Below are 23,522 nucleotides of genomic sequence, written 5' to 3' on the forward strand. Positions count from 1 at the left end.
GCATAATTGCCCACCTCTTTCTGCAGTGGAAGTGATGCGCCGCCTGCCGAAGAATCTTGCCGTTGAACGGACGCGCCGACCCGAGCCCCCGATAGCGTCTGTATCCGGCTGCCTTTGACTTGTCAAAGTACGCACTATTCAGTAAGATCCGCCGTCTAATTTACAGGGCGGCCCCTGAGGCTATTAAAGAATGACAACTTTTACTGCAAAACCGGAAACAGTTCAGCGCGACTGGTTTGTCGTCGACGCCGCTGGTCAGACCCTGGGTCGTCTGGCCACTGAAGTCGCCAGCCGTCTGCGTGGCAAGCACAAGCCTGAGTACACCCCTCACGTTGACACCGGTGACTACATCGTGATCATCAACGCTGAGCAGGTACGTGTTACCGGCAACAAAGCGCAAGACAAAATGTACTACCGTCACTCCGGTTTCCCAGGCGGTATCAAGTCTTCGAACTTCGAAGGCCTGATCTCCAAGAAGCCTGAAGCCCCGATCGAAATCGCGGTCAAAGGTATGCTGCCTAAGGGCCCACTGGGTCGCGATATGTTTCGCAAGCTGAAAGTCTATGCGGGCGCTGTACACCCTCATGCTGCTCAGCAGCCCCAAGAACTGAAGTTTTAACGGAATAGTTCATTATGTCGGCGACTCAAAATTACGGCACTGGCCGTCGCAAAACCGCAACCGCACGCGTTTTCCTGCGTCCGGGCACTGGTAACATCTCGATCAACAACCGCACTCTGGAAAACTTCTTCGGTCGCGAAACTGCCCGCATGGTAGTTCGTCAGCCGCTGGAACTGACCGAGACCGTTGAGAAGTTCGACATCTACGTCACCGTTATCGGTGGCGGTGTAAGTGGTCAAGCTGGCGCAATCCGCCACGGTATCACTCGCGCTCTGATGCAGTACGACGAAACCCTGCGTGGCGCTCTGCGCAAAGCCGGCTTCGTGACTCGCGATGCCCGTGAAGTTGAACGTAAGAAAGTCGGTCTGCGTAAAGCGCGTAAGCGTCCGCAGTACTCGAAGCGTTAATTCGCTTTACGTTCCACAAAAACGCCCAGTCTCCTCACGGAGCTGGGCGTTTTTTATTGCCTGCGATTTATGCACAAATTTGTGCGTGACAACTTGCCACATCCGTAGACCCCCTATACTACAAGGCCTGGAGGCTGAGCCCTGGGCAATTACCTTGTCAACCGTGGGGCTTTTCATTACCATTCGGCAAAATTTTTATAAGTAAAGATTCAACACTTAGTAGACGCCTGATTTAACAGGCCAAAAAGCTGATGGGAGAGGACTGAATGAGCAATGACGGCGTGAATGCAGGCCGGCGTCGCTTCTTGGTAGCAGCCACATCCGTGGTGGGTGCTGCAGGAGCGGTGGGGGCTGCGGTCCCGTTCGTGGGGTCATGGTTTCCCAGTGCCAAGGCGAAAGCCGCAGGTGCACCGGTGAAGGTGAATATCAGCAAGATCGAGCCAGGCCAGCAGATGATTGCTGAGTGGCGCGGCCAGCCGGTCTTCATTGTTCGTCGTACCGAGGAAATCCTGGGGAATCTCAAAAAGATCGAAGGCCAGTTATCTGACCCTATGTCTGAGAAGTCCGACCAACCCGCCTACGCCAAAAACGAAGCGCGTTCGATCAAGCCAGAAATTCTGCTGCTGGTCGGTCTTTGTACCCACCTGGGTTGCTCGCCTACCTTCCGCCCGGAAGTTGCTCCGGTCGATCTGGGCAAGGATTGGGTCGGTGGTTATTTCTGCCCTTGCCACGGCTCGCACTACGACCTCGCCGGTCGCGTCTACAAGTCCCAACCTGCTCCCCTGAACCTGCCCGTGCCTCCGCATACCTACGAAACTGACGACCTCATTGTCATTGGCCTCGATAAGGAGAACGCGTGATGAGCAAGTTCATGGATTGGGTGGATGCGCGCTTCCCCGCCACCAAAATGTGGGAAGACCATCTCAGCAAATATTACGCACCAAAAAACTTCAACTTCTTCTACTTCTTCGGTTCGCTGGCACTGCTGGTGCTGGTCAACCAGATCGTCACCGGCGTCTGGCTGACCATGAGCTACACGCCGTCGGCAGAAGAAGCGTTCGCCTCCGTCGAATACATCATGCGTGACGTCGAGTACGGCTCGATCCTGCGCCTGCTGCACTCCACCGGCGCCTCCGCGTTCTTTATCGTCGTCTACATGCACATGTTCCGCGGCCTGCTCTACGGCTCGTACCAGAAGCCTCGTGAGCTGGTGTGGGTGTTCGGCATGCTGATCTACCTGGCGCTGATGGCCGAAGCCTTCATGGGTTACCTGCTGCCGTGGGGCCAGATGTCGTACTGGGGCGCCCAGGTGATCATCTCGCTGTTTGGTGCGATCCCGGTGATCGGCAACGACCTGACCCAGTGGATCCGTGGTGACTACCTGATCTCCGGCATCACCCTGAACCGCTTCTTTGCGTTGCACGTGGTGGCCTTGCCCATCGTGATCCTCGGCCTGGTGGTGCTGCACATCCTGGCGCTGCACGAAGTGGGTTCGAACAACCCGGATGGCGTGGACATCAAGAAGCACAAGGACGAGAACGGCATCCCGCTGGATGGCATTCCGTTCCACCCGTACTACACCGTCAAGGACATTGTCGGCGTGGTCGTGTTCCTGTTCGTGTTCTGCTCGATCGTGTTCTTTTTCCCGGAGATGGGGGGGTATTTCCTCGAGAAACCTAACTTCGAACAGGCCAACGCCTTCAAGACACCAGAGCACATTGCCCCGGTCTGGTACTTCACGCCGTTCTACGCGATCTTGCGCGCGATCCCCGACAAGCTCATGGGCGTGATCGCCATGGGTGCGGCCATCGCCGTGCTGTTCGTGTTGCCGTGGCTCGACCGTAGCCCGGTCAAGTCCATGCGCTACAAGGGCTGGCTGAGCAAGATCTGGCTGTGGGTGTTCTGCATTGCCTTCGTGATCCTGGGCGTGTTGGGCGTATTGGCGCCAACCCCTGAGCGTACGTTGCTGTCGCAGGTGTGCACCTTCCTGTATTTCGCCTACTTCATTCTGATGCCGTTCTACACCCGGCTCGAGAAGACCAAACCGGTACCGGAAAGGGTGACTGGCTGATGAAAAAATTATTCGTTGCATTGATGCTTGCGGCCCTGCCGCTGCTGTCCTTCGCTGCCGAACACGGCGGCCCGGAGCTGGAAAAAGTCGATATCGACGTGTCGGACAAAGCCGCCCTGCAAGACGGCGCGCGGACGTTCGCCAACTACTGCATGGGCTGCCACAGTGCCAAGTTCCAGCGTTATGAGCGGGTTGCCGATGACCTCGGTATCCCTCACGAAGTGATGCTGGAGAAACTGGTGTTCACCGGCGCCAAGATCGGCGACCACATGAACATCGGCATGAAGCCTGCCGACGCCAAGGCCTGGTTCGGTGCTGCACCGCCCGACCTGACCCTGGTGGCACGCGTACGTGGCACCGACTGGCTCTACGGCTACCTGAAATCCTTCTACGAAGACCCGGCGCGCCCTTACGGCGTGAACAACAAGGTCTTCCCGAACGTCGGCATGCCTAACGTTCTGGTCGGCCTGCAGGGTCGCCAAGTGGTAGGATGCAAGCAGGTTCAGGTCGTCGAAGACGGCAAGAAGCAATATGACCCGTTGACCGGTACGCCTTTGACTCACGAAGCGTGCGATCAACTGACCATCGTGCCCAAGACCGGCGCGCTGAACGAAGAGCAGTTCGACGAGAAAGTGAAAAATCTCGTGACCTTCCTGGCCTACTCGGCCAACCCGGTCAAACTGCAGCACCAGCGCATCGGTACCTACGTCTTGCTGTACCTGGCTTTCTTCTTTGTATTCGCCTATCTGCTCAAACGCGAATACTGGAAGGATGTGCATTGATCCAACCGTAAGCAATTGCTGTTAATCTTGCGCGCCCAGCGGCATCTCTGAATACGTAGCGACCTGTTTGAACCGGTCGTTACAGAGATGCTCCCTGGGCGCGCTCGTTTTTGAGCTTTCGATAATTTCAACAAGCGAGGAGGACCGCCATGGGCGTGACCAATCGGTTGGCCTGTTACTCCGACCCCGCCGACCACTATTCCCACCGAGTACGTATCGTGCTCGCAGAGAAGGGTGTCAGCGCCGAGATCATCAGTGTGGAGGCGGGCCGTCAGCCGCCGAAACTGATCGAAGTGAACCCCTACGGCAGCTTGCCCACCCTGGTCGATCGTGACCTGGCGTTGTGGGAGTCGACCGTGGTGATGGAATACCTGGATGAGCGTTATCCGCATCCACCTTTGCTGCCGGTGTATCCGGTGGCGCGTGCCAACAGCCGCCTGCTGATCCATCGGATCCAGCGTGACTGGTGCGGGCTGGTGGATGTGATTCTGGATTCGCGTAGCAAAGAGGCGGCCCGTGTCGTGGCGCGTAAGGAATTGCGCGAGAGCCTGACCGGTGTTTCGCCGTTGTTCGCCGATAAACCTTTTTTCCTCAGTGAGGAACAAAGCTTGGTGGATTGCTGCCTATTACCGATACTCTGGCGCTTGCCGATTCTCGGTATTGAACTGCCGCGGCCAGCCAAGCCGCTGCTTGATTACATGGAGCGCCAGTTTGCGCGTGAGGCTTTCCAGGCGAGTCTGTCTGGTGTCGAACGCGATATGCGCTAAGGCTTAAGGAGCCGCTGATGAACTCCAGTCGACCTTACCTGGTCCGCGCGCTCTATGAGTGGATTGTGGACAACGATTGCACCCCGCACATGCTGGTCAATTCCGAATTTCCTGCGGTTCAGGTACCGCAGGGTTTTGCCAGTGACGGGCAGATTGTGTTGAACGTATCGCCCAGTGCCGTGCGCCACCTGCACATGGACAACGAAGCGGTGAGCTTCGAAGGGCGTTTCGGCGGTGTGCCGCATACGCTGTTCGTGCCGATTGGCGCCATTCTCGGGATCTACGCCCGGGAGAACGGCCAAGGCATGGTGTTTGATCTGGAGTCGCCGTTCGACGGTGACGAATCGATCGACGGCGATGACGACGGTGATCTGCCACCGGATGCCGAGCCACCGCGCCCTAGCGGCCGGCCGAGCCTGAAAGTGGTGAAGTAAACGGCGGTTGCCCTCGGGCGCGCCTGAAAAATGCCTCGGCCTGTGCCGGGGCATTTTTTTGCGCCGAGGATATGGATGAAAGTCGCCTACGGACGGTGATCGTACAACCGCCATGGGCTATGATGCCTGCTCAAGTTCGCCGAGAAAGATGATTCATCATGGAAAACACCAACACCGCCCCTCGTCTTCCCCGCAAGCGCCGCAGCCTTGCCCAGGAATTGGTCACGGTGTTGTCCGAGCAGATCCGCGACGGCGAACTCAAGCGCGGTGACAAGCTGCCCACCGAGTCGGCGATCATGGAAGCCCATGGGGTCAGCCGCACCGTCGTACGTGAGGCCATCTCGCGCTTGCAGGCGGCAGGCCAGGTGGAGACTCGTCACGGCATCGGCACCTTTGTGCTGGATACACCAAGCCCGAGCGGCTTCCGTATCGACCCGGCCACCGTGGTCACGTTGCGGGATGTGTTGGCGATCCTCGAATTGCGCATCAGCCTGGAAGTCGAGTCCGCAGGGTTGGCTGCACTGCGCCGCACCGACGAACAACTGGCGACCATGCGCGCCGCCCTCGACGCCCTGAATGAAAGCGCAGCCCATGCCGGCGATGCGGTGGCGTCCGACTTTGCCTTTCACCTGGAAATCGCCCTGTCCACCGGCAACCGCTACTTCACCGACATCATGACCCACCTGGGCACCAGCATCATTCCGCGCACGCGCCTGAATTCGGCACGCCTGGCCCATGATGACCAGCAGCACTACATGGGGCGCTTGAGCCGTGAGCATGAAGAGATCTACGAGGCGATTGCCCGTAAGGATTCGGATGCGGCACGGGCAGCCATGCGCCTGCACCTGACCAACAGCCGCGAGCGGCTGCGCCATGCCCATGAAGAGGCAGAATCGCAGCGATAGTAACGAGGGGATTTCAGGCGTGTTCCATGTCGTACACAATACCGACTACGACGTCATCCTCCATGACGAACGTTTTGCTTTTTACACGGAAGAGAGTGCCGTTCTGATCGACAATGTCGCCTACCGCGATGATTTCGCTGACGTCAACGCAACCCTCTTGGGTTTGGGGCTGGTTGATGCCGTCGACCTTAAAAGTGAGTTTTACTTTGCTCGCCATCGTTGCACCTCATTGATTGTTAAAACAATGCTGCCTCTCCAGATGCTTACGCGGCTTAGCCATACTTGGCTGAACACTGGAGAGCCCGTGGCAACGTTAGGACGATCTGAAATTGGGCGATACTGTCAGAATTGACAGTATCGACGAGTGGCTCCCCGGGTGCCTTTTGATCGCTCCCACGCTCTGCGTGGTAACGCCGCCCCGGACGCTCCGCGTCCTGATAGCGCAAGGTGACGCGGAGCGTCGTTGGATGCGTTCCCACGCAGAGCGTGGGAACGATCATCATCAGGGTCAGGCTGGCTGGTTCGGCTTGTAGTCCTTGAGCAGCAGATACGTACTCCACCCCCACCAATCATCCGTCCAGCGCTTGTCGTTCAAGTCATTCACTTCCTTGCGCCGCAGCACCTTGTCTCCGTCCATCTTGAACAGCGGCGAAAAGTTGTTCGCCGGGTTTTGCGCGGCATTCAAGTCCGGCACATGCAGCGGTGCCTTGAAGTTGGCCGGGGAGGGCGCCACGCCGCTGATAAAGGTTTCGAAGATTTCATCCGCCGAAGCCTGTACCGCACGCTTGACCTGCACCCGATTGTCCGCATCGATGGCATCGAAGTAGCGTTTATCCCCATAGACATGCCATTGATCCCCCAGGGCGTTGCGCACCTTGAGCCCGAACTTGCTGTCCTCATCGTGCATGAAGCGGCTGATCAGCGAGCCCAGTTCCCCCGGCGTCACCACCGCTGCCAACTGTTTGCGTGGCACCCGCAAGTGTCCGGCGGAAAACAGGTCGGTCAAAAAGTGATCAGCAAAGCTATTCATGGCATACGCCAGTTCCAGCGCCTGGTCGGTACCGGTTTGATGCGCCACCACGGCCTGTTGCAGGGCCGCCGTATGCCCGGCCAGATACGCCGACAGTGCCCATTCACCAAAGTGGTCGGCATTGTCCGCCGCCAGTTTCAAGTAGCGCCCCAATGGCACCAGCGCCGAAACTGCACTGCCGCCACCGGTGATGCGGTTCCACTCCTCGGACAACGTATCACCCAGCGCGTCGTAGGCTTCATGGGCTTGCTTGCCGTCCCTGATCGCCTGGTTGACCGCGTTGATCTCCTTTTGCATCACCGCGAGGATCTTGCGCGCTTCTTCCCGCGACGCCGGCAGAACCGCCAGCGAATTGAACGCGGCAGTAAAACGTTGCACACGGTCGGCAGGCGACGCGCCATCGCTGATGGGTTGGCCGGGAACGCCGTAGAAGTCGCCGCCCAGGGCAATCACCTGGCCGTAGGTCAGCGCCAGGCCGTTGGGCAGGTGCAGCTCGACTTGGCGGGCGGGGATTGCGGGGGCGTCGTTGGCGAAACGCAACAGGGTGTCGTCGCCGATGGCGGTGTGCTCGCCGCCTTCGAAGCGCAGGATCGGTTGGTTTTTTGCGGGTGCTGCGAGTTCAAGACCTGACATGTTAGCTCCTTGCTATGTCGTAGGAATCTTCCTTAATGACTGTATGTTTATACAGTTATTGCCAGCATAGAGGAATAATTTCCTACGTCAAGAAGCCAGGTCATACAGCGAACCCTGGACGCACCTCGACGAATTGCAGTTGACGAATCTTTTTATAGTTGTACGATGACGTACGACATCACCAAAACCAACAACAACCTTTCGACAGAAAGTCTTCGCCCAGGGTGTTCGAATAATGAATCCACAAGAACTGAAGTCCATCCTCTCCCACGGTTTGCTGTCTTTCCCCGTGACCGATTTCAATGCGCAGGGTGACTTCCACCAGGCGGGCTACATCAAGCGCCTGGAATGGCTGGCTCCTTACGGCGCCAGCGCCTTGTTCGCCGCCGGCGGGACCGGTGAGTTTTTCTCCCTCGCCGCCAGCGAATACTCCCAAGTGGTGAAGACCGCTGTTGATACCTGCGCCACCAGCGTGCCCATCCTCGCCGGTGTGGGCGGTTCGACCCGCCAGGCCATCGAGTACGCCCAAGAGGCCGAGCGCCTGGGTGCCAAAGGCCTGTTGCTGCTGCCGCACTACCTCACCGAAGCCAGCCAGGACGGGGTTGCCGCCCACGTTGAAGCGGTGTGCAAATCGGTGAAGATCGGTGTGGTGGTGTACAACCGCAACGTCTGCCGCCTCACCGCGCCACTGCTGGAACGCCTGGCCGAGCGCTGCCCGAACCTGATCGGCTACAAGGATGGCTTGGGCGATATCGAGCTGATGGTCTCGATCCGCCGTCGCCTCGGTGACCGTTTCAGCTACCTCGGCGGCCTGCCGACTGCAGAGGTTTACGCCGCTGCCTACAAGGCCCTGGGTGTGCCGGTGTACTCCTCGGCGGTGTTCAACTTCATCCCGAAAACCGCGATGGATTTCTACCACGCCATTGCCCGCGAAGATCACGCCACCGTCGACAAGATCATCGACGACTTCTTCCTGCCGTACCTGGACATCCGCAACCGCAAGGCCGGCTATGCCGTGAGCATCGTCAAGGCGGGTGCCAAAATCGTCGGCTACGACGCAGGCCCGGTGCGCACTCCGCTGACCGACCTGCTGCCGGAAGAATACGAAGCCCTGGCCGCGCTGATCGACAAGCAAGGCGCGCAATAACTTATCTACAAGGCCGCTGAGAGATCAGCGGCCTTTTGCGTCAGGAGAAGATTCGTGTCCCAAGCCCAGCGTTTTGAAAACTACATCAACGGCCAATGGGTGGCCGGTGCCGACTATTGCGTCAACCTCAATCCGTCGGACTTGTCCGATGTGATTGGCGAATACGCCAAGGCCGATGTCGGCCAAGTCAACGCCGCCATCGAGGCGGCACGCGCCGCGTTCCCGGCCTGGTCCACCTCCGGGATTCAGGCGCGCCACGATGCCCTGGATAAAGTCGGCAGCGAAATCCTCGCCCGCCGCGAAGAGCTCGGCACCTTGCTGGCCCGGGAAGAGGGCAAGACCCTGCCCGAAGCCATCGGCGAAGTGACCCGCGCCGGCAATATCTTCAAGTTCTTTGCCGGTGAATGCCTGCGCTTGTCCGGCGACTACGTGCCGTCGGTGCGCCCCGGCGTCAATGTGGAAGTGACCCGCGAAGCCCTCGGCGTGGTCGGCCTGATCACCCCGTGGAACTTCCCGATTGCGATCCCCGCGTGGAAGATCGCCCCGGCCCTGGCCTACGGCAACTGTGTGGTGATCAAACCGGCCGAACTGGTGCCGGGCTGTGCCTGGGCGCTGGCGGAAATCATCTCCCGCGCCGGCTTCCCGGCTGGCGTGTTCAACCTGGTGATGGGCAGCGGTCGTGTGGTCGGCGATGTGCTGGTCAACAGCCCGAAAGTCGATGGCATCAGCTTCACCGGCTCCGTTGGCGTCGGTCGTCAGATCGCCGTCAGCTGCGTGTCGCGCCAGGCCAAAGTGCAGTTGGAAATGGGTGGCAAGAACCCGCAGATCATCCTCGACGACGCCGACCTCAAGCAGGCCGTCGAGCTGTCGGTGCAGAGCGCGTTCTACTCCACCGGCCAGCGTTGCACCGCCTCCAGTCGCCTGATCGTCACCGCCGGGATTCACGACCAGTTCGTCGCGGCGATGGCTGAGCGCATGAAATCGATCAAGGTCGGCCATGCGTTGCACAGCGGCACCGACATCGGCCCGGTGGTTTCCCAGGCCCAGTTGGATCAGGACTTGAAGTACATCGACATCGGCCAAAGCGAAGGCGCGCGGCTGGTGAGCGGTGGTGGCCTGGTGACCTGCGACACCGAAGGTTACTTCCTGGCGCCGACGCTGTTTGCCGACAGCGAAGCCGCCATGCGCATCAGCCGCGAGGAGATCTTCGGGCCGGTGGCCAACGTGGTGCGCGTGGCGGACTACGAAGCGGCACTGGCCATGGCCAACGACACCGAGTTCGGTTTGTCGGCGGGCATTGCCACTACGTCGCTGAAATACGCCAACCACTTCAAGCGCCACTCCCAGGCCGGGATGGTGATGGTCAATCTGCCGACCGCCGGTGTGGATTATCACGTTCCATTCGGTGGCCGTAAGGGCTCATCCTATGGTTCGCGTGAGCAAGGTCGCTATGCGCAAGAGTTCTACACCGTGGTGAAGACCAGCTACATCGGTTCGTAACACGCAACACCTGTAGGCACCGGTTCCTGTGTGGGAGCTGGCTTGCCTGCGATGCAAGCACCTCGGTGATGCTATCGCAGGCAAGCCAGCTCTCACATAGAGCGGTCCTCAGTGGCAACAACAAATAATTACCCGCAAAAAAAATAATTAGTGGGAGTACTTCTTTATGCAAGCGACCAAGCCGACCCACGTCCGCTATTTGATATTGCTCATGCTGTTCCTGGTGACCACGATCAACTACGCCGACCGGGCCACCATCGCCATCGCGGGCTCCAGCCTGCAAAAAGACCTCGGCATCGACGCGGTCACCCTCGGTTACATCTTCTCTGCATTCGGTTGGGCCTACGTGGCCGGGCAAATTCCCGGCGGCTGGTTGCTGGACCGGTTCGGCTCGAAAAAAGTCTATGCCCTGAGCATCTTCACCTGGTCACTGTTCACCGTGCTGCAAGGCTATGTCGGTGAGTTCGGTGTCTCCACCGCTGTCGTTGCGCTGTTTATGCTGCGCTTCATGGTGGGCCTGGCCGAAGCGCCGTCGTTTCCCGGAAACGCCCGTATTGTCGCGGCGTGGTTTCCTACGGCCGAGCGCGGCACGGCTTCGGCGATCTTCAACTCGGCGCAATACTTCGCCACGGTGTTGTTTGCACCGCTGATGGGCTGGATCGTCTACAGCTTCGGCTGGCAGCACGTGTTTATCGTGATGGGCGTGATCGGCATCATCTTCTCGCTGATCTGGCTGAAAGTTATCCACAGCCCGCGCCAGCACCCGCTGATCAACGAAGCCGAGTTCAACCACATTGCCGCCAATGGCGCGATGGTGGATATGGACCAGGACAAGGGCAAAGGTAAAAAAACTGACGGTCCGAAGTGGGATTACATCCGTCAGTTGCTGACCAACCGCATGATGCTCGGCGTGTACCTGGGCCAGTACTGCATCAATGGCATCACCTACTTCTTCCTGACCTGGTTCCCGGTGTACCTGGTGCAGGACCGTGGCATGACCATCCTCAAGGCCGGTTTCATCGCCTCGTTGCCGGCGATCTGCGGCTTTATCGGCGGCGTGCTCGGCGGGGTGATTTCCGACTACCTGCTGCGCAAGGGCCATTCGCTGACCTTCGCCCGCAAGGCGCCGATCATCGGTGGCCTGCTGATTTCCAGCAGCATCGTGGCCTGCAACTACGTGGATATCGAATGGATGGTAGTGGGCTTCATGGCCCTGGCCTTCTTCGGTAAAGGCGTTGGCGCACTGGGTTGGGCGGTGGTGTCCGACACGTCGCCGAAACAAATCGCCGGCCTCAGTGGCGGCTTGTTCAACACCTTCGGTAACCTCGCGTCGATCACCACGCCGATCGTCATCGGCTACATCATCAGCACCACCGGCTCGTTCAAATGGGCCTTGGTGTTCGTCGGCGCCAACGCGCTTGGTGGCGGTGTTCAGCTACCTGGTCATCGTTGGCCCGATCAAGCGCGTGGTGCTCAAAGAGCCGCCAACCAAGGGCCCAGAGCTGACCCAACTTACCGAAGCGCACTCCTGAGGGGCGATGTAATGCAGTTGATTGAACATGCCGACTCGCCGCGCTCCATTCGTTTGCACGAGCGCGACAACGTAGTGATCGTGGTGAACGACCAGGGCGTTCCGGCCGGGACCGAGTTCCCGGACGGCCTGGTGACCGTGGATTTCATCCCCCAGAGCCACAAAGGTGACCCTCGAAGATATCCCCGAGGGCGGTCAGATTATTCGCTACGGCCAGACCATCGGTTACGCCTTGGCGCCGATTCCGCGCGGCAGTTGGGTCCAGGAAGATCAACTGCGCATGCCCACTGCGCCACCGCTGGACAGCTTGCCGCTGTCCACCGAGGTGCCGCAAACCCAGGCGCCGTTGGAGGGGTTTACCTTCGAGGGTTATCGCAATGCCGACGGCACCGTGGGCACGCGCAATATCCTCGGCATCACCACCACGGTGCAGTGCGTCACGGGGGTGCTGGACCATGCCGTCAAGCGTATCAAGGACGAACTGCTGCCCAAGTACCCCCATGTCGATGACGTGGTGGCGCTGACCCACAGTTACGGCTGCGGCGTGGCCATTACCGCGACGGATGCCTACATCCCGATCCGCACGGTGCGCAACCTGGCACGCAACCCGAACCTGGGCGGCGAAGCCCTGGTGATCAGCCTGGGCTGCGAGAAATTGCAGGCCGGGCAGGTGATGCACGACAACGACAGCTCGGTGGACCTGAGCGAGCCGTGGTTGTATCGATTGCAGGACTCCAGCCACGGCTTCACCGAGATGATCGAACAGATCATGGAACTGGCCGAGACGCGCTTGAAGAAGCTCGACCAGCGCCGTCGCGAAACCGTGCCGGCGTCGGAGCTGATCCTGGGCATGCAGTGCGGCGGCAGTGATGCGTTTTCCGGCATCACCGCCAACCCGGCGCTGGGTTATGCCTCGGATTTGCTGCTGCGGGCCGGGGCGACGGTGATGTTTTCCGAAGTGACTGAAGTCCGCGATGCGATCTACCTGCTGACTTCACGCGCCGAGAGCAAGGAAGTCGCCCAGGAGCTTGTCAGGGAAATGGACTGGTACGACCGTTACCTGGCCAAGGGCGAGGCCGATCGCAGTGCCAACACTACGCCGGGCAACAAGAAGGGCGGGTTGTCGAACATTGTCGAGAAGTCCTTGGGCTCCATCGTCAAGTCCGGCAGCAGCGCGATCAACGGCGTGCTCGGCCCGGGCGAGCGTTTCAAGGGCAAGGGCCTGATCTTTTGCGCCACGCCGGCCAGTGACTTTGTGTGCGGCACCTTGCAGTTGGCGGCGGGGATGAACCTGCATGTGTTCACCACCGGGCGTGGCACGCCGTATGGGCTGGCGATGGCGCCGGTGGTGAAGGTGTCGACGCGTACGGAGTTGGCGCAGCGCTGGCCTGATCTCATTGATATCGACGCCGGACGCATCGCTACCGGGCGTGCGAGCATTGAGGAGTTGGGGTGGGAGTTGTTCCACTTCTACCTGGATGTGGCCAGTGGCAAGAAGCAGACCTGGGCGGAGCGGCATAAGCTGCATAACGACATCACCCTGTTCAACCCGGCGCCCATCACCTGAAGTGGACGCGGACTCTGTGGGAGCAGGCAAGCCAGCTCCCACATTTGAAGGCATTCACAAATCAAAAATGTGGGAGCGGGCTTGCCCGCGAAGGCGTCTTGACAGGCGCTACAGGTCAGCATGGCTTATCATTAGCCACCTAACGACGCTCACCAAGGTTCTCCCCGGCATGCTGGCAATCTTCCTCACCACCCTGTCCATCACCGCGCCGGTGTTTGCCATGCTGTTTCTTGGTGTGCTGCTCAAGCGCATCGATTGGATCAACGACAACTTCATCCACACGGCGTCGTCCCTGGTGTTCAACGTCACCATGCCGGCGCTGCTGTTCCTGGGCATCCTGCATGCCGACCTGCACTCGGCGCTCAAGCCAGGCTTGCTGATCTACTTCGCCGTCGCCACCTTGCTCAGCTTCGCGTTGGCCTGGGGCTGGGCGATCTGGCGTTGCCCGCGTGAAGACCGCGGCATCTACACCCAAGGCGCGTTTCGCGGCAACAACGGCGTGATCGGCCTGGCACTGGCGGCGAGCATGTACGGTGATTACGGCATCTCCCTCGGCGCGATCCTCGCCGCGCTGGTGATCCTGTTCTACAACACCCTCTCGACCATTGTGCTGGCGGTGTACAGCCCGGTGATCAAGTCCGATCCGTGGAGCATCTGCAAAAGCGTGGTGGCCAACCCGTTGATCATCAGCGTGATTGTCGCCACGCCGTTCGCGGTGTTCCAGATCGGCTTGCCCGGTTGGCTGGAGTCGTCGGGGCGCTACCTGGCGGACATGACCTTGCCGCTGGCGCTGATCTGCATTGGTGGCACCTTGTCGCTGGCGGCATTGCGCAAAAGCGGCGGCATGGCCTTGAGTGCGAGCCTGGTGAAGATGATCGGGTTGCCCCTGGTGGCCACGCTGGGCGCCTGGCTGCTGGGGTTCCGCGGGCCGGAGTTGGGGATTCTGTTCCTGTACTTCGGCGCACCGACGGCGGCGGCGAGTTTTGTGATGGCCAGGGCGGCCGAGGGTAATCATGAGCTGGCGGCGGCGATTATTGTGATCACGACGTTGTTGGCGGCGGTGACCACGAATATCGGGATTTTTGTGTTGCAGGCGGGGGGATGGATCTGAGTTTTGTGGTGTCTGTGAGGGCCAATCGCAGGCAAGCCAGCTCCCACATTTTGAAAGTGTTCACAATTCAAGTGTGGGAGCTGGCTTGCCTGCGATAGCTATCTGACAGTCACTGCTGATCCGCCTGATACGCCTCAATCACTTCCTGCGCCGCGCGAAACGCATCAATCGCCGCCGGCACACCGGCATACACCGCACAATGCAGCAGCGCCTCGCGAATTTCCTCCACGGTACAGCCATTGTTCAACGCGCCGCGCACGTGGCCCTTGAGTTCCTGCGGGCACTTGAGTGCAGTGAGGGCGGCGAGGGTGATCAGGCTGCGGGTCTTCAGCGGCAAACCTTCGCGGTTCCATACACCGCCCCACGCGTGTTCATTGACGAAATCCTGCAACGGCTGGGTGAACGCGGTGGCATTGCCCAGGGCGCGGTCAACGAACACATCGCCCATGACCTGGCGACGCATCTCAACCCCGGACTTCTTCTGATCGGTCATTGCGATTCCCTCTTCTGTTGGCGGCGCCAGGCTCGCAGCGTGCTGAACAACAGAAAAGCCACCAGCACTGGCAGGACGTAATAGAGCATCAGGTGTTCAAGCTTGGTGGCCAGGGGCATGCCGGTGGTGAATGACATCACATGCAGCCCGTACGCCAGATAAAGTCCCAGCAGCACCAGGCCTTCGGCGCGGGTCACGCGGTAGCCGGTGTAGAACACCGGCAGGCACAACACCAAGGCGGCGAGCATCACCGGCAGGTCGAAGTCCAGGGCATTGGGCGAGACCGACAGCGGCGTCGGCGCCACCAGCGCGGTAAATCCCAGCACGCCGAGCAGGTTGAACAGGTTGCTGCCGATCACGTTGCCCACGGCGATGTCCCGTTCGCCGCGCAGGGCGGCGATCAGCGAGGTGGCCAGGCACGGCAGGGAAGTGCCGACGCCGATCAGCGTCAGGCCGATCACGCGCTCCGACAGCCCCAGATCGCCGGCCACATCCACCGCCGCGCCCAGCAGCAAGTGCCCGGCCAGCACCAGCACCATGAACCCACCCAGCAACAGCAACACACTGCTCAGCCAGGGCGCCTTGGCCACCGTGTCCAGGGTGCGCGGGCGGCGGGAGTGGCGGGTCTGGTAGTGCAACACGCCGAGGTAGGCGAGCAGGGCCACCAGCAGCAGCAAGCCGTCGGCGGGCGTGAGCGTTTCATTGGCGGCCAGGGTAAACACCAGCAAGCCCGCGATGATCATCACCGGGATATCCAGGCGCACCAGCTGGCGCGAGACGCGCAGCGGAATAATCAGCGCCGACAGGCCCAGGGTCACCAGGATGTTGAAGATGCTGCTGCCGATCACGCTGCCCACGGCGATATCGGTATTGCCGGCCAGGGTCGCTTGCAGGCTGACGGTCATTTGCGGCGCGCTGCTGCCAAAGGCGACGATGGTCAAGCCGATGATAAGCGGCCGCACCTTGAGGCTGGCGGCCAGGCGCACGGCGGCACGCACCAGGATTTCCGCGCCGGTAATCAGTAAAAGCAAGCCGCTGACCAGTTCCAGCAGGCTCCAGGGCGAGAGGGCAGTTAATCCGAAAATGGCCAGGGCTCCGTGTCAGTTGCTCAGGGCTTGCACGCGCACCCGCGCGGTGCCGCTGCTGAGCATGCCGAGCTGCTCGGCAGCCTTGCGGGAAAGGTCGATCAAGCGCCCACGGGTATGCGGGCCGCGATCATTGATGCGCACCACCACGGATTTGTCGTTGTTGAGATTGGTCACCTTGACCTGGGTGCCGAACGGCAATTGCCGGTGGGCGGCGGTCAGGGCGTTCTGGTTGAAGGGTTCACCGCTGGCGGTTTTTTTGCCGTGGTGCTTGGCGCCGTAGTAGGAGGCGGTGCCGGTTTCGTCGTAGCCGTTGGGGTTGACGAGGCCGCTGGCGCAGCCGGCCAGCAGGGAAAAAAGAGCCAGGAGGCCGAGTAGACGCTTCATGCAAGGTATCCCCGTATCAAATGTGGGAACTGGCTAATGTGGGAGCTGGCTTGCCTGCGATGGCGGTGGTGGCTGACACACCGCTATCGCGGGCAAGCCCGGCTCCCACAGAAGCCGGGTCCTACATGTGCTCAGCCTTCGAGCTTGCTTTTCAGCAATTCGTTCACCTGTTGCGGGTTGGCCTTGCCTTTGGAGGCTTTCATCGCCTGGCCCACAAAGAAGCCGAACATCTTGCCGCGCTTGGCTTCGTCGGCCGCGCGGTATTGCTCGACCTGCTCGGCGTTGGCCGCGAGCATTTCATCCAGCACGGCCGAGATCGCGCCGCTGTCGGTGACTTGCTTGAGGCCGCGCTTCTCGATGATCTCGTCAGCGTTGCCTTCGCCTGCGGCCATGGCTTCGAACACGGTCTTGGCGATCTTGCCGGAGATGGTGTTGTCCTTGATACGCAGCAGCATGCCGCCCAGTTGCTCGGCCGTGACCGGGGCTTCGTCGATTTCCAGGCCCTGTTTGTTCAACAGGCTGCCCAGCTCAACCATCACCCAGTTGGCCGCCAGCTTGGCGTCACCGGCAATGCTCACGACTTTTTCGAAGTAGTTGGCTTGTTCGCGGCTGGAGGCCAGGACGCTGGCATCGTAGACCGACAGGCCGAACTGCTCCTGGAAGCGCTCGCGTTTCTGCTGCGGCAATTCCGGCAGGGTGGCGCGCACGTCATTGAGGAACGAGTCCTCGATAACCACCGGCAACAGGTCCGGGTCGGGGAAGTAACGGTAGTCGTTGGCTTCCTCCTTGCTGCGCATGGCGCGGGTTTCGTCTTTGTTCGGGTCGTACAGGCGGGTCTGCTGGATGACCTTGCCGCCGTCTTCGATCAGCTCGATCTGGCGACGCACTTCGCTGTTGATCGCCTTCTCGATGAAGCGGAACGAGTTGACGTTCTTGATCTCGCAGCGGGTGCCGTACTCGGCCTGGCCCTTTGGACGGATCGACACGTTGCAGTCGCAACGCAGCGAACCTTCGGCCATGTTGCCGTCGCAGATGCCCAGGTAGCGCACCAGCGCGTGGATGGTCTTGACGTAGGCCACGGCTTCCTTGGCGCTGCGCATGTCCGGCTCGGAAACGATTTCCAGCAGCGGCGTGCCGGCACGGTTGAGGTCGATACCGGTGGCGCCCGGGAATTCTTCATGCAGGCTCTTGCCGGCATCTTCTTCCAGGTGCGCGCGGGTCACGCCGACGCGCTTGATGGTGCCGTCTTCCAGGGGGATGTCCAGGTGGCCCTTGCCGACGATCGGCAGTTCCATCTGGCTGATCTGGTAGCCCTTGGGCAGGTCCGGGTAGAAGTAGTTCTTGCGCGCGAACACGTTGTGCTGGCCGATCTCGGCGTCAATCGCCAGGCCGAACATCACCGCCATGCGCACCGCTTCCTGGTTCAGCACCGGCAAGACGCCGGGCATGCCCAGGTCGACCAGGCTGGCCTGGGTGTTGGGCTCGGAGCCGAACGTGGTGGCGCTACCGGAGAAAATCTTCGATTGGGTGGCGAGCTGGGTATGAATCTCCAGCCCGATCACGACTTCCCATTGCATAGTGTTCTCCTCAGAAGCCGGTAGGGGTGCGGGTGTGCCAGTCGGTGTGCAACTGGTACTGGTGCGCCACATTGAGCAGGCGGCCTTCCTGGAAATACGGGGCGAGCAATTGCACGCCCACCGGCAGGCCATCGACGAAACCGGCAGGCATGGACAAGCCCGGCAGGCCCGCGAGGTTGGCGGTGATGGTGTACAGGTCTTCGAGGTACGCAGCCACCGGGTCGCCATTCTTGGCGCCAAGCTTCCAGGCCGGGTTTGGCGTGGTTGGGCCGAGGATCACGTCGACTTCTTCAAAGGCCGCCATGAAGTCGTTCTTCACCAGGCGACGGATTTTTTGCGCCTTGAGGTAGTACGCGTCGTAGTAGCCGGCCGACAGGGCGTAGGCACCGACCATGATGCGGCGTTGTACTTCGGCACCGAAGCCTTCGCCACGGGAACGTTTGTACAGGTCGGTGAGGTCTTTCGGGTTTTCGCAGCGGTAGCCGAAGCGCACGCCGTCGAAACGCGACAGGTTGGAGGAGGCCTCTGCCGGCGCGATCACGTAGTAGGCCGGAATCGCGTGCTGATTGTTCGGCAGGCTGATTTCCTTGATCACGGCGCCGAGCTTTTCCAGCTCCTTGACGCTGTTGTGCACCCGTTCGGCGATGCGTGGGTCGAGACCGGCGCTGAAGTATTCCTTCGGCACGCCGATGCGCAGGCCCTTGATCGAGGTGTTGAGGCTGGCGCTGTAGTCCGGCACCGGCTCGTCGATGCTGGTGGAGTCCTGTTTATCGAACCCGGCCATGCCTTGTAACAAAATCGCGCAGTCTTCGGCAGTGCGTGCCAACGGGCCGCCCTGATCGAGGCTGGACGCGTAGGCGATCATGCCCCAGCGGGAAACGCGACCGTAGGTCGGCTTCAGCCCGGTGAGGTTGGTGAACGCCGCTGGCTGGCGGATCGAGCCGCCGGTGTCGGTGGCGGTGGCCGCCGGCAGGAAGCGCGCCGCCACGGCTGCAGCCGAGCCGCCGGACGAACCGCCCGGCACGTGCTCCAGGTTCCACGGGTTTTTCACCGCGCCGTAGTAGCTCGATTCGTTGGCCGAACCCATGGCGAATTCGTCCATGTTGGTCTTGCCCAGGGTCACGGCCCCGGCGGCAGCCAGCTTGGACACCACGGTGGCGTCGTAGGGCGCCTTGAAGTTGTCGAGCATCTTCGAGCCGCAGCTGGTGCGAATGCCCTGGGTGCAGAACAAGTCCTTGTGGCCGATGGGAGCACCCAGCAACGCGCCATTTTCACCGTTGGCGCGACGTGCGTCGGCGGCCTTGGCCTGGCTCAGGGCCAGCTCTTCGGTGAGGCTGATGAAGCTGTTGACCTTGGGATCGTGCTCGGCGATACGCGCCAGCAAGGTCTTGGTCAGCTCTTCGGAAGAAAACTTTTTGTCGGCGAGACCGCGGGCGATCTCGGCCAGAGTCATGTGATGCATGAAAGGCTCTTTCCCTTTAGTCGATGACTTTCGGAACCAGGTACAGGCCGTTTTCGACCGCTGGCGCGATGGACTGGTAGGCCTCGCGATTATTACTTTCTGTTACGACGTCTGCGCGCAGGCGCTGGCTGGCTTCCAGCGGGTGCGCCAGGGGCTCGATGCCGTCGGTATTCACGGCCTGCATTTGGTCAACCAGCCCGAGAATGCTGTTCAGGGCTGCGGTAATCGGTGGAAGATCGGCTTCAGCCAGGCCCAGGTGGGCGAGGTGAGCGATTTTTTCCACGTCGGAGCGGTCAAGCGCCATGGGATTCTCCAGTGGAAAACAGAACGGAGGGCGTCCGTGTGTTAGATTGTCGGAACACTACCGCATTTCTACGGTCATATGGCCGCGATTGTGGGGGTTGGTGCGTAGAAAGTCGGCCAATTTAGCACATTGGCGCCTTGCCCAAAATCCCTGTCGTTGTTAGAGTTTGCCGCACTTTTTTACCCACGCGTTGCCTAGGGTCCTTTCCCCATGTTCAAGAAACTGCGTGGCATGTTTTCCAGCGATCTTTCCATTGACCTGGGCACTGCCAACACCCTTATTTACGTGCGCGAGCGCGGTATCGTCCTGAATGAGCCATCGGTTGTGGCCATTCGGACCCATGGTAATCAGAAAAGTGTCGTTGCCGTCGGCACCGAGGCCAAGCGCATGCTCGGCCGTACACCAGGCAATATTGCTGCCATTCGTCCGATGAAAGACGGCGTGATCGCCGACTTCAGCGTCTGCGAGAAGATGCTGCAGTACTTCATCAACAAGGTTCACGAAAACAGTTTCCTGCAGCCCAGCCCTCGTGTGCTGATCTGCGTTCCGTGCAAGTCCACCCAGGTGGAGCGTCGTGCCATCCGTGAATCGGCCCTTGGCGCCGGTGCCCGTGAAGTGTTCCTGATCGAAGAGCCAATGGCTGCTGCGATCGGTGCCGGTCTGCCGGTTGAAGAAGCCCGCGGTTCGATGGTGGTGGATATCGGTGGCGGTACCACTGAAATCGCCCTGATCTCCCTGAACGGTGTGGTGTATGCCGAATCCGTACGTGTGGGCGGCGACCGTTTCGACGAAGCGATCATCACTTATGTGCGCCGCAACTACGGCAGCCTGATCGGTGAATCCACCGCGGAGCGCATCAAGCAGGAAATCGGTACCGCTTACCCGGGCGGCGAAGTGCGCGAAGTCGATGTGCGCGGTCGCAACCTGGCCGAAGGCGTTCCACGTGCCTTCACCCTGAACTCCAATGAAGTGCTGGAAGCTCTGCAAGAGTCCCTGGCCACCATCGTTCAGGCAGTGAAAAGCGCCCTGGAGCAATCGCCGCCGGAACTGGCGTCCGACATCGCCGAGCGTGGCCTGGTGCTGACCGGTGGTGGCGCCTTGCTGCGCGACCTCGACAAGCTGCTGGCCCAAGAGACTGGCCTGCCGGTGATCGTCGCCGAAGACCCGCTGACCTGCGTAGCCCGTGGCGGTGGTCGTGCACTGGAAATGATGGATAAACACACCATGGACCTGCTCTCCAGCGAATAAGCTGGGTTGAGCGGTACAGGCTTGGCCAACAGGCAGCACTTTGCAGTGCTGCCTGTTGGCGTTTATCTTCTTCAATCTGCATCCAGGCCGGTTAGAAGCCGTATGAATAAAGAAAACATTTGCCTGGGAGGAGCGGCTTATTAAACCGCTTTTTGCCAAAGGCCCCTCATTGGGCGTGCGCCTGCTGGTGCTGGTCGTGCTTTCGGTCGCGCTGATGGTGGTCGATGCCCGCTTTGCACTGCTCAAGCCCGTGCGCAGCCAGATGTCGCTGGTGTTGATGCAGACCTACTGGATCACCGACCTGCCGCAACGTCTCTACCAGGGCGTGGCCAGCCAATTTGGCAGCCGCACCGAACTGGTCGCCGAGAACGAAAAACTCAAGACTGAAAACCTGCTGTTGCAGGGGCGCATGCAAAAGCTTGCGGCCCTCACCGAGCAGAACGTTCGGCTGCGCGAGTTGCTCAACTCTTCTGCGCTGGTCAACGAGAAGGTCGAAGTCGCCGAGTTGATCGGCATGGACCCCAACCCCTTCACCCATCGCATCATCATCAACAAGGGTGAGCGCGACGGTGTGGTCCTTGGCCAGCCGGTGCTCGACGCCCGCGGCCTTATGGGCCAGGTGGTCGAGTTGATGCCCTACACGTCGCGGGTATTGTTGCTGACGGACACGACCCACAGCATTCCGGTGCAGGTCAACCGTAACGGCTTGCGTGCGATTGCCAGTGGTACCGGCAACCCTGAGCGCCTGGAATTGCGCCATGTGGCCGATACCGCGGATATCAAGGAGGGCGACCTGCTGGTCAGCTCCGGCCTGGGTCAGCGGTTCCCGGCGGGTTATCCGGTCGCGACGGTCAAGGAAGTGATCCACGATTCCGGCCAGCCGTTTGCCATCGTTCGCGCCGTGCCGACGGCCGCCCTGAACCGCAGCCGCTACCTGCTGCTGGTGTTCAGCGACAATCGCACGCCGGAAGAGCGCGCCAATGAGGCCGCCCAGGCCCAGGAAGCAGAAGACAAGCAGAACGGCGCCGCGCCGATTGTCCCGGCAACCGTGCCCAAGCCTGCCGCTGCCACACCAGCCACACCTGCGCCCGTTCCCGCGCCTGTTGCGACGCCAGTCAAGCCGGCTGCGCATCCGGTCAAACCAGCGGCCACCAAGCCACCGGCTTCAACGCCTGCCACAGCAACACCGGCGACTAAACCGCCTGCTGCTGCCCCGGTTGCCCGCCCAGCGGCAACGGCCCCGGCAACCACGCGGCAGAGGGAGGAATAATGGCCGGTACTCATTCGCGCAATGGCTGGATCGTCTGGCTGACCTTCGCGGTCGGCTTGCTGCTCAGCGTTTCACCCTTGCCGCAATTCATGGAAATCCTGCGCCCGTTGTGGCTGGCATTGCTGCTGGCCTTCTGGGCGTTGAACCTGCCGCATAAGATCGGCATGGTCACCGCGCTGTTTCTGGGCTTGGCGGAAGATGTGCTGTATGGCACCTTGCTGGGCCAGAACGCGTTGATCCTCACGCTGATCACGTTCCTGGTGCTGTCGTTGCAGCAGCGTTTGCGGATGTTCCCGATGTGGCAGCAGTGCCTGGTGATCCTGGTGATCTTCGGCCTGGCGCAGCTTGTTCAGCTGTGGCTCAGTGCCTTGACCGGCAATCGCCAGCCAACCCTGGCGCTGGTGTTGCCGGCGTTGGTGAGTGCCCTGCTGTGGCCATGGATCAGTTTTGGCCTGCGTGGGTTACGTCGTCGCTATAAAATCAATTGAATGGATTGCGAGGCTCTGCCTGGTTATCGAGCCCTACAGGGAGCGTCTGCATGAATTCGCTATATCTGGCCTCGGGCTCTCCGAGGCGGCGTGAACTGCTGAGCCAGATCGGGGTGCCTTTCACCCCTGTCAGCGCCGCCATCGATGAAACCCCTCTTATAAATGAATCCGCCGTTTCCTACGTCGAGCGCCTTGCGCGCGGCAAGGCAGCGGCGGGTTTGGCTGCGCTCGAAACTACCACCGGTGCCTGCGTGCTGGGCGCCGACACGGCGGTGATCGTGGACGGCAATATCCTCGGCAAACCGGTGGATCAGGCGGACGCCCTGGCGATGTTGATGGCCCTGGCGGGGCGCGAACATGAAGTCCTCACCGCCATTGCGCTCACCGACGGCGCGCGTTGTGAAACCGTTTGTGTAAGCAGTCGTGTACGTTTTCGCGCTATTACTGTCGAGGAAGCTACAACCTACTGGCACAGTGGCGAACCCCAGGACAAGGCGGGCGGCTATGCTATTCAAGGGCTTGGATCGGTGTTTGTCGCCGGGCTCAATGGCAGCTATTCCGCCGTGGTAGGCCTGCCGGTGTGCGAAACCGCGCAACTGCTCGACCAATTCGGCATACCCTGTTGGCAAAACCTTACCGCGCGCTGAACGCCCGACTCCAGCGCCCAGCCATAAGCGATCGGTCACTATTGTGAAAACGCCTGA

The 23,522-nt window shown here is 60.6% G+C and carries 23 protein-coding genes and 2 pseudogenes; 17 read left to right on the forward strand and 8 right to left on the reverse strand.

Annotated features, from left to right (window positions below):
* Positions 1-190: 190 nt before the first annotated feature.
* The 8 genes from rplM (at position 191) to PSH87_RS04440 (ending at position 5,985) form a co-directional block, all read left to right on the forward strand.
* Positions 191-619 (forward strand): 50S ribosomal protein L13, encoded by a 429-nt coding sequence (rplM, locus tag PSH87_RS04405; RefSeq protein WP_003171742.1) that lies wholly within the window; start codon positions 191-193, stop codon positions 617-619.
* A gap of 14 nt (positions 620-633) precedes the next feature.
* Entirely contained in the window at positions 634-1,026 is a 393-nt protein-coding gene (rpsI, locus tag PSH87_RS04410; protein ID WP_003216038.1) for a 30S ribosomal protein S9, read from the forward strand.
* A 266-nt stretch (positions 1,027-1,292) separates the two neighbouring features.
* Positions 1,293-1,886 (forward strand): ubiquinol-cytochrome c reductase iron-sulfur subunit, encoded by a 594-nt coding sequence (gene petA, locus PSH87_RS04415; protein WP_026136492.1) that lies wholly within the window; start codon positions 1,293-1,295, stop codon positions 1,884-1,886.
* Entirely contained in the window at positions 1,886-3,097 is a 1,212-nt protein-coding gene (locus PSH87_RS04420; RefSeq protein ID WP_017734511.1) for a cytochrome bc complex cytochrome b subunit, read from the forward strand. Before petA ends, PSH87_RS04420 begins: the two co-directional genes overlap by 1 nt.
* A complete protein-coding gene (locus PSH87_RS04425; protein ID WP_017734512.1) occupies positions 3,097-3,879 on the forward strand; it encodes a cytochrome c1 in 783 nt (260 codons plus the stop codon). The genes PSH87_RS04420 and PSH87_RS04425 overlap by 1 nt, the downstream gene beginning before the upstream one ends.
* Positions 3,880-4,028: 149 nt before the next feature.
* A complete protein-coding gene (locus PSH87_RS04430; RefSeq protein ID WP_017734513.1) occupies positions 4,029-4,646 on the forward strand; it encodes a glutathione S-transferase N-terminal domain-containing protein in 618 nt (205 codons plus the stop codon).
* 17 nt (positions 4,647-4,663) lie between these two features.
* Complete coding sequence (locus tag PSH87_RS04435) at positions 4,664-5,080, forward strand: ClpXP protease specificity-enhancing factor (protein WP_305432722.1); 417 nt, start codon at positions 4,664-4,666, stop codon at positions 5,078-5,080.
* Positions 5,081-5,238: 158 nt separating this feature from the next.
* A complete protein-coding gene (locus tag PSH87_RS04440) occupies positions 5,239-5,985 on the forward strand; it encodes a FadR/GntR family transcriptional regulator (protein ID WP_305432724.1) in 747 nt (248 codons plus the stop codon).
* A 13-nt stretch (positions 5,986-5,998) separates the two neighbouring features.
* On the opposite strand, the gene PSH87_RS04445 is transcribed toward PSH87_RS04440, so the two are convergent.
* Positions 5,999-6,202, reverse strand: coding sequence for a hypothetical protein (locus PSH87_RS04445; protein ID WP_305432725.1), 204 nt, complete (start codon positions 6,200-6,202; stop codon positions 5,999-6,001).
* Between the two features lie 291 nt (positions 6,203-6,493).
* The gene (locus PSH87_RS04450) at positions 6,494-7,648 is read right to left on the reverse strand and encodes a phospholipase (RefSeq protein WP_305432726.1); all 1,155 of its coding nucleotides are present in this window, start codon (positions 7,646-7,648) and stop codon (positions 6,494-6,496) included.
* 235 nt (positions 7,649-7,883) lie between these two features.
* On the opposite strand from PSH87_RS04450, the gene kdgD reads away from it, so the two are divergent.
* The 5 genes and pseudogenes from kdgD to PSH87_RS04475 all read left to right on the forward strand — a co-directional run bounded on the left by kdgD (position 7,884) and on the right by PSH87_RS04475 (position 14,504).
* The gene (kdgD, locus tag PSH87_RS04455; protein WP_017738784.1) at positions 7,884-8,795 is read left to right on the forward strand and encodes a 5-dehydro-4-deoxyglucarate dehydratase; all 912 of its coding nucleotides are present in this window, start codon (positions 7,884-7,886) and stop codon (positions 8,793-8,795) included.
* Positions 8,796-8,849: 54 nt separating this feature from the next.
* Positions 8,850-10,295 (forward strand): aldehyde dehydrogenase family protein, encoded by a 1,446-nt coding sequence (locus tag PSH87_RS04460; RefSeq protein WP_017738783.1) that lies wholly within the window; start codon positions 8,850-8,852, stop codon positions 10,293-10,295.
* A 166-nt stretch (positions 10,296-10,461) separates the two neighbouring features.
* Positions 10,462-11,827 (forward strand): annotated as a pseudogene (locus PSH87_RS04465) (MFS transporter).
* Between the two features lie 11 nt (positions 11,828-11,838).
* Positions 11,839-13,393 (forward strand): annotated as a pseudogene (garD, locus tag PSH87_RS04470) (galactarate dehydratase).
* A 169-nt stretch (positions 13,394-13,562) separates the two neighbouring features.
* Positions 13,563-14,504 carry an AEC family transporter gene (locus PSH87_RS04475; protein ID WP_305432728.1) on the forward strand — a complete coding sequence of 314 codons (942 nt, stop codon included), beginning with the start codon at positions 13,563-13,565 and terminating at the stop codon, positions 14,502-14,504.
* A gap of 109 nt (positions 14,505-14,613) precedes the next feature.
* On the opposite strand, the gene PSH87_RS04480 is transcribed toward PSH87_RS04475, so the two are convergent.
* The 6 genes from PSH87_RS04480 to gatC form a co-directional block, all read right to left on the reverse strand.
* Positions 14,614-14,997 (reverse strand): carboxymuconolactone decarboxylase family protein, encoded by a 384-nt coding sequence (locus PSH87_RS04480; protein ID WP_017738779.1) that lies wholly within the window; start codon positions 14,995-14,997, stop codon positions 14,614-14,616.
* Positions 14,994-16,040 (reverse strand): calcium/sodium antiporter, encoded by a 1,047-nt coding sequence (locus PSH87_RS04485; protein WP_305434254.1) that lies wholly within the window; start codon positions 16,038-16,040, stop codon positions 14,994-14,996. Before PSH87_RS04485 ends, PSH87_RS04480 begins: the two co-directional genes overlap by 4 nt.
* A 57-nt stretch (positions 16,041-16,097) precedes the next feature.
* Entirely contained in the window at positions 16,098-16,469 is a 372-nt protein-coding gene (locus PSH87_RS04490; protein WP_305432730.1) for a septal ring lytic transglycosylase RlpA family protein, read from the reverse strand.
* 131 nt (positions 16,470-16,600) lie between these two features.
* Entirely contained in the window at positions 16,601-18,046 is a 1,446-nt protein-coding gene (gene gatB / locus PSH87_RS04495) for an Asp-tRNA(Asn)/Glu-tRNA(Gln) amidotransferase subunit GatB (protein WP_305432731.1), read from the reverse strand.
* A gap of 10 nt (positions 18,047-18,056) precedes the next feature.
* Positions 18,057-19,508, reverse strand: a complete 1,452-nt coding sequence (gatA, locus tag PSH87_RS04500) for an Asp-tRNA(Asn)/Glu-tRNA(Gln) amidotransferase subunit GatA (protein WP_257781294.1) — start codon at positions 19,506-19,508, stop codon at positions 18,057-18,059.
* A gap of 16 nt (positions 19,509-19,524) precedes the next feature.
* A complete protein-coding gene (gene gatC / locus PSH87_RS04505) occupies positions 19,525-19,812 on the reverse strand; it encodes an Asp-tRNA(Asn)/Glu-tRNA(Gln) amidotransferase subunit GatC (RefSeq protein ID WP_017738774.1) in 288 nt (95 codons plus the stop codon).
* A gap of 210 nt (positions 19,813-20,022) precedes the next feature.
* Between gatC and mreB the strand changes: the two genes are divergently transcribed.
* The 4 genes from mreB to PSH87_RS04525 all read left to right on the forward strand — a co-directional run bounded on the left by mreB (position 20,023) and on the right by PSH87_RS04525 (position 23,465).
* Positions 20,023-21,060, forward strand: a complete 1,038-nt coding sequence (gene mreB / locus PSH87_RS04510) for a rod shape-determining protein MreB (protein WP_002555108.1) — start codon at positions 20,023-20,025, stop codon at positions 21,058-21,060.
* A gap of 169 nt (positions 21,061-21,229) precedes the next feature.
* Positions 21,230-22,330, forward strand: a complete 1,101-nt coding sequence (gene mreC, locus PSH87_RS04515; RefSeq protein ID WP_017738773.1) for a rod shape-determining protein MreC — start codon at positions 21,230-21,232, stop codon at positions 22,328-22,330.
* The gene (gene mreD, locus PSH87_RS04520; protein ID WP_017738772.1) at positions 22,330-22,818 is read left to right on the forward strand and encodes a rod shape-determining protein MreD; all 489 of its coding nucleotides are present in this window, start codon (positions 22,330-22,332) and stop codon (positions 22,816-22,818) included. Before mreC ends, mreD begins: the two co-directional genes overlap by 1 nt.
* 50 nt (positions 22,819-22,868) lie before the next feature.
* Positions 22,869-23,465 carry a nucleoside triphosphate pyrophosphatase gene (locus PSH87_RS04525; RefSeq protein ID WP_305432733.1) on the forward strand — a complete coding sequence of 199 codons (597 nt, stop codon included), beginning with the start codon at positions 22,869-22,871 and terminating at the stop codon, positions 23,463-23,465.
* The last annotated feature ends 57 nt before the right edge of the window (positions 23,466-23,522 follow it).

The sequence above is a fragment of the Pseudomonas sp. FP453 genome (assembly GCF_030687495.1).
Taxonomy (GTDB): Bacteria; Pseudomonadota; Gammaproteobacteria; order Pseudomonadales; family Pseudomonadaceae; genus Aquipseudomonas.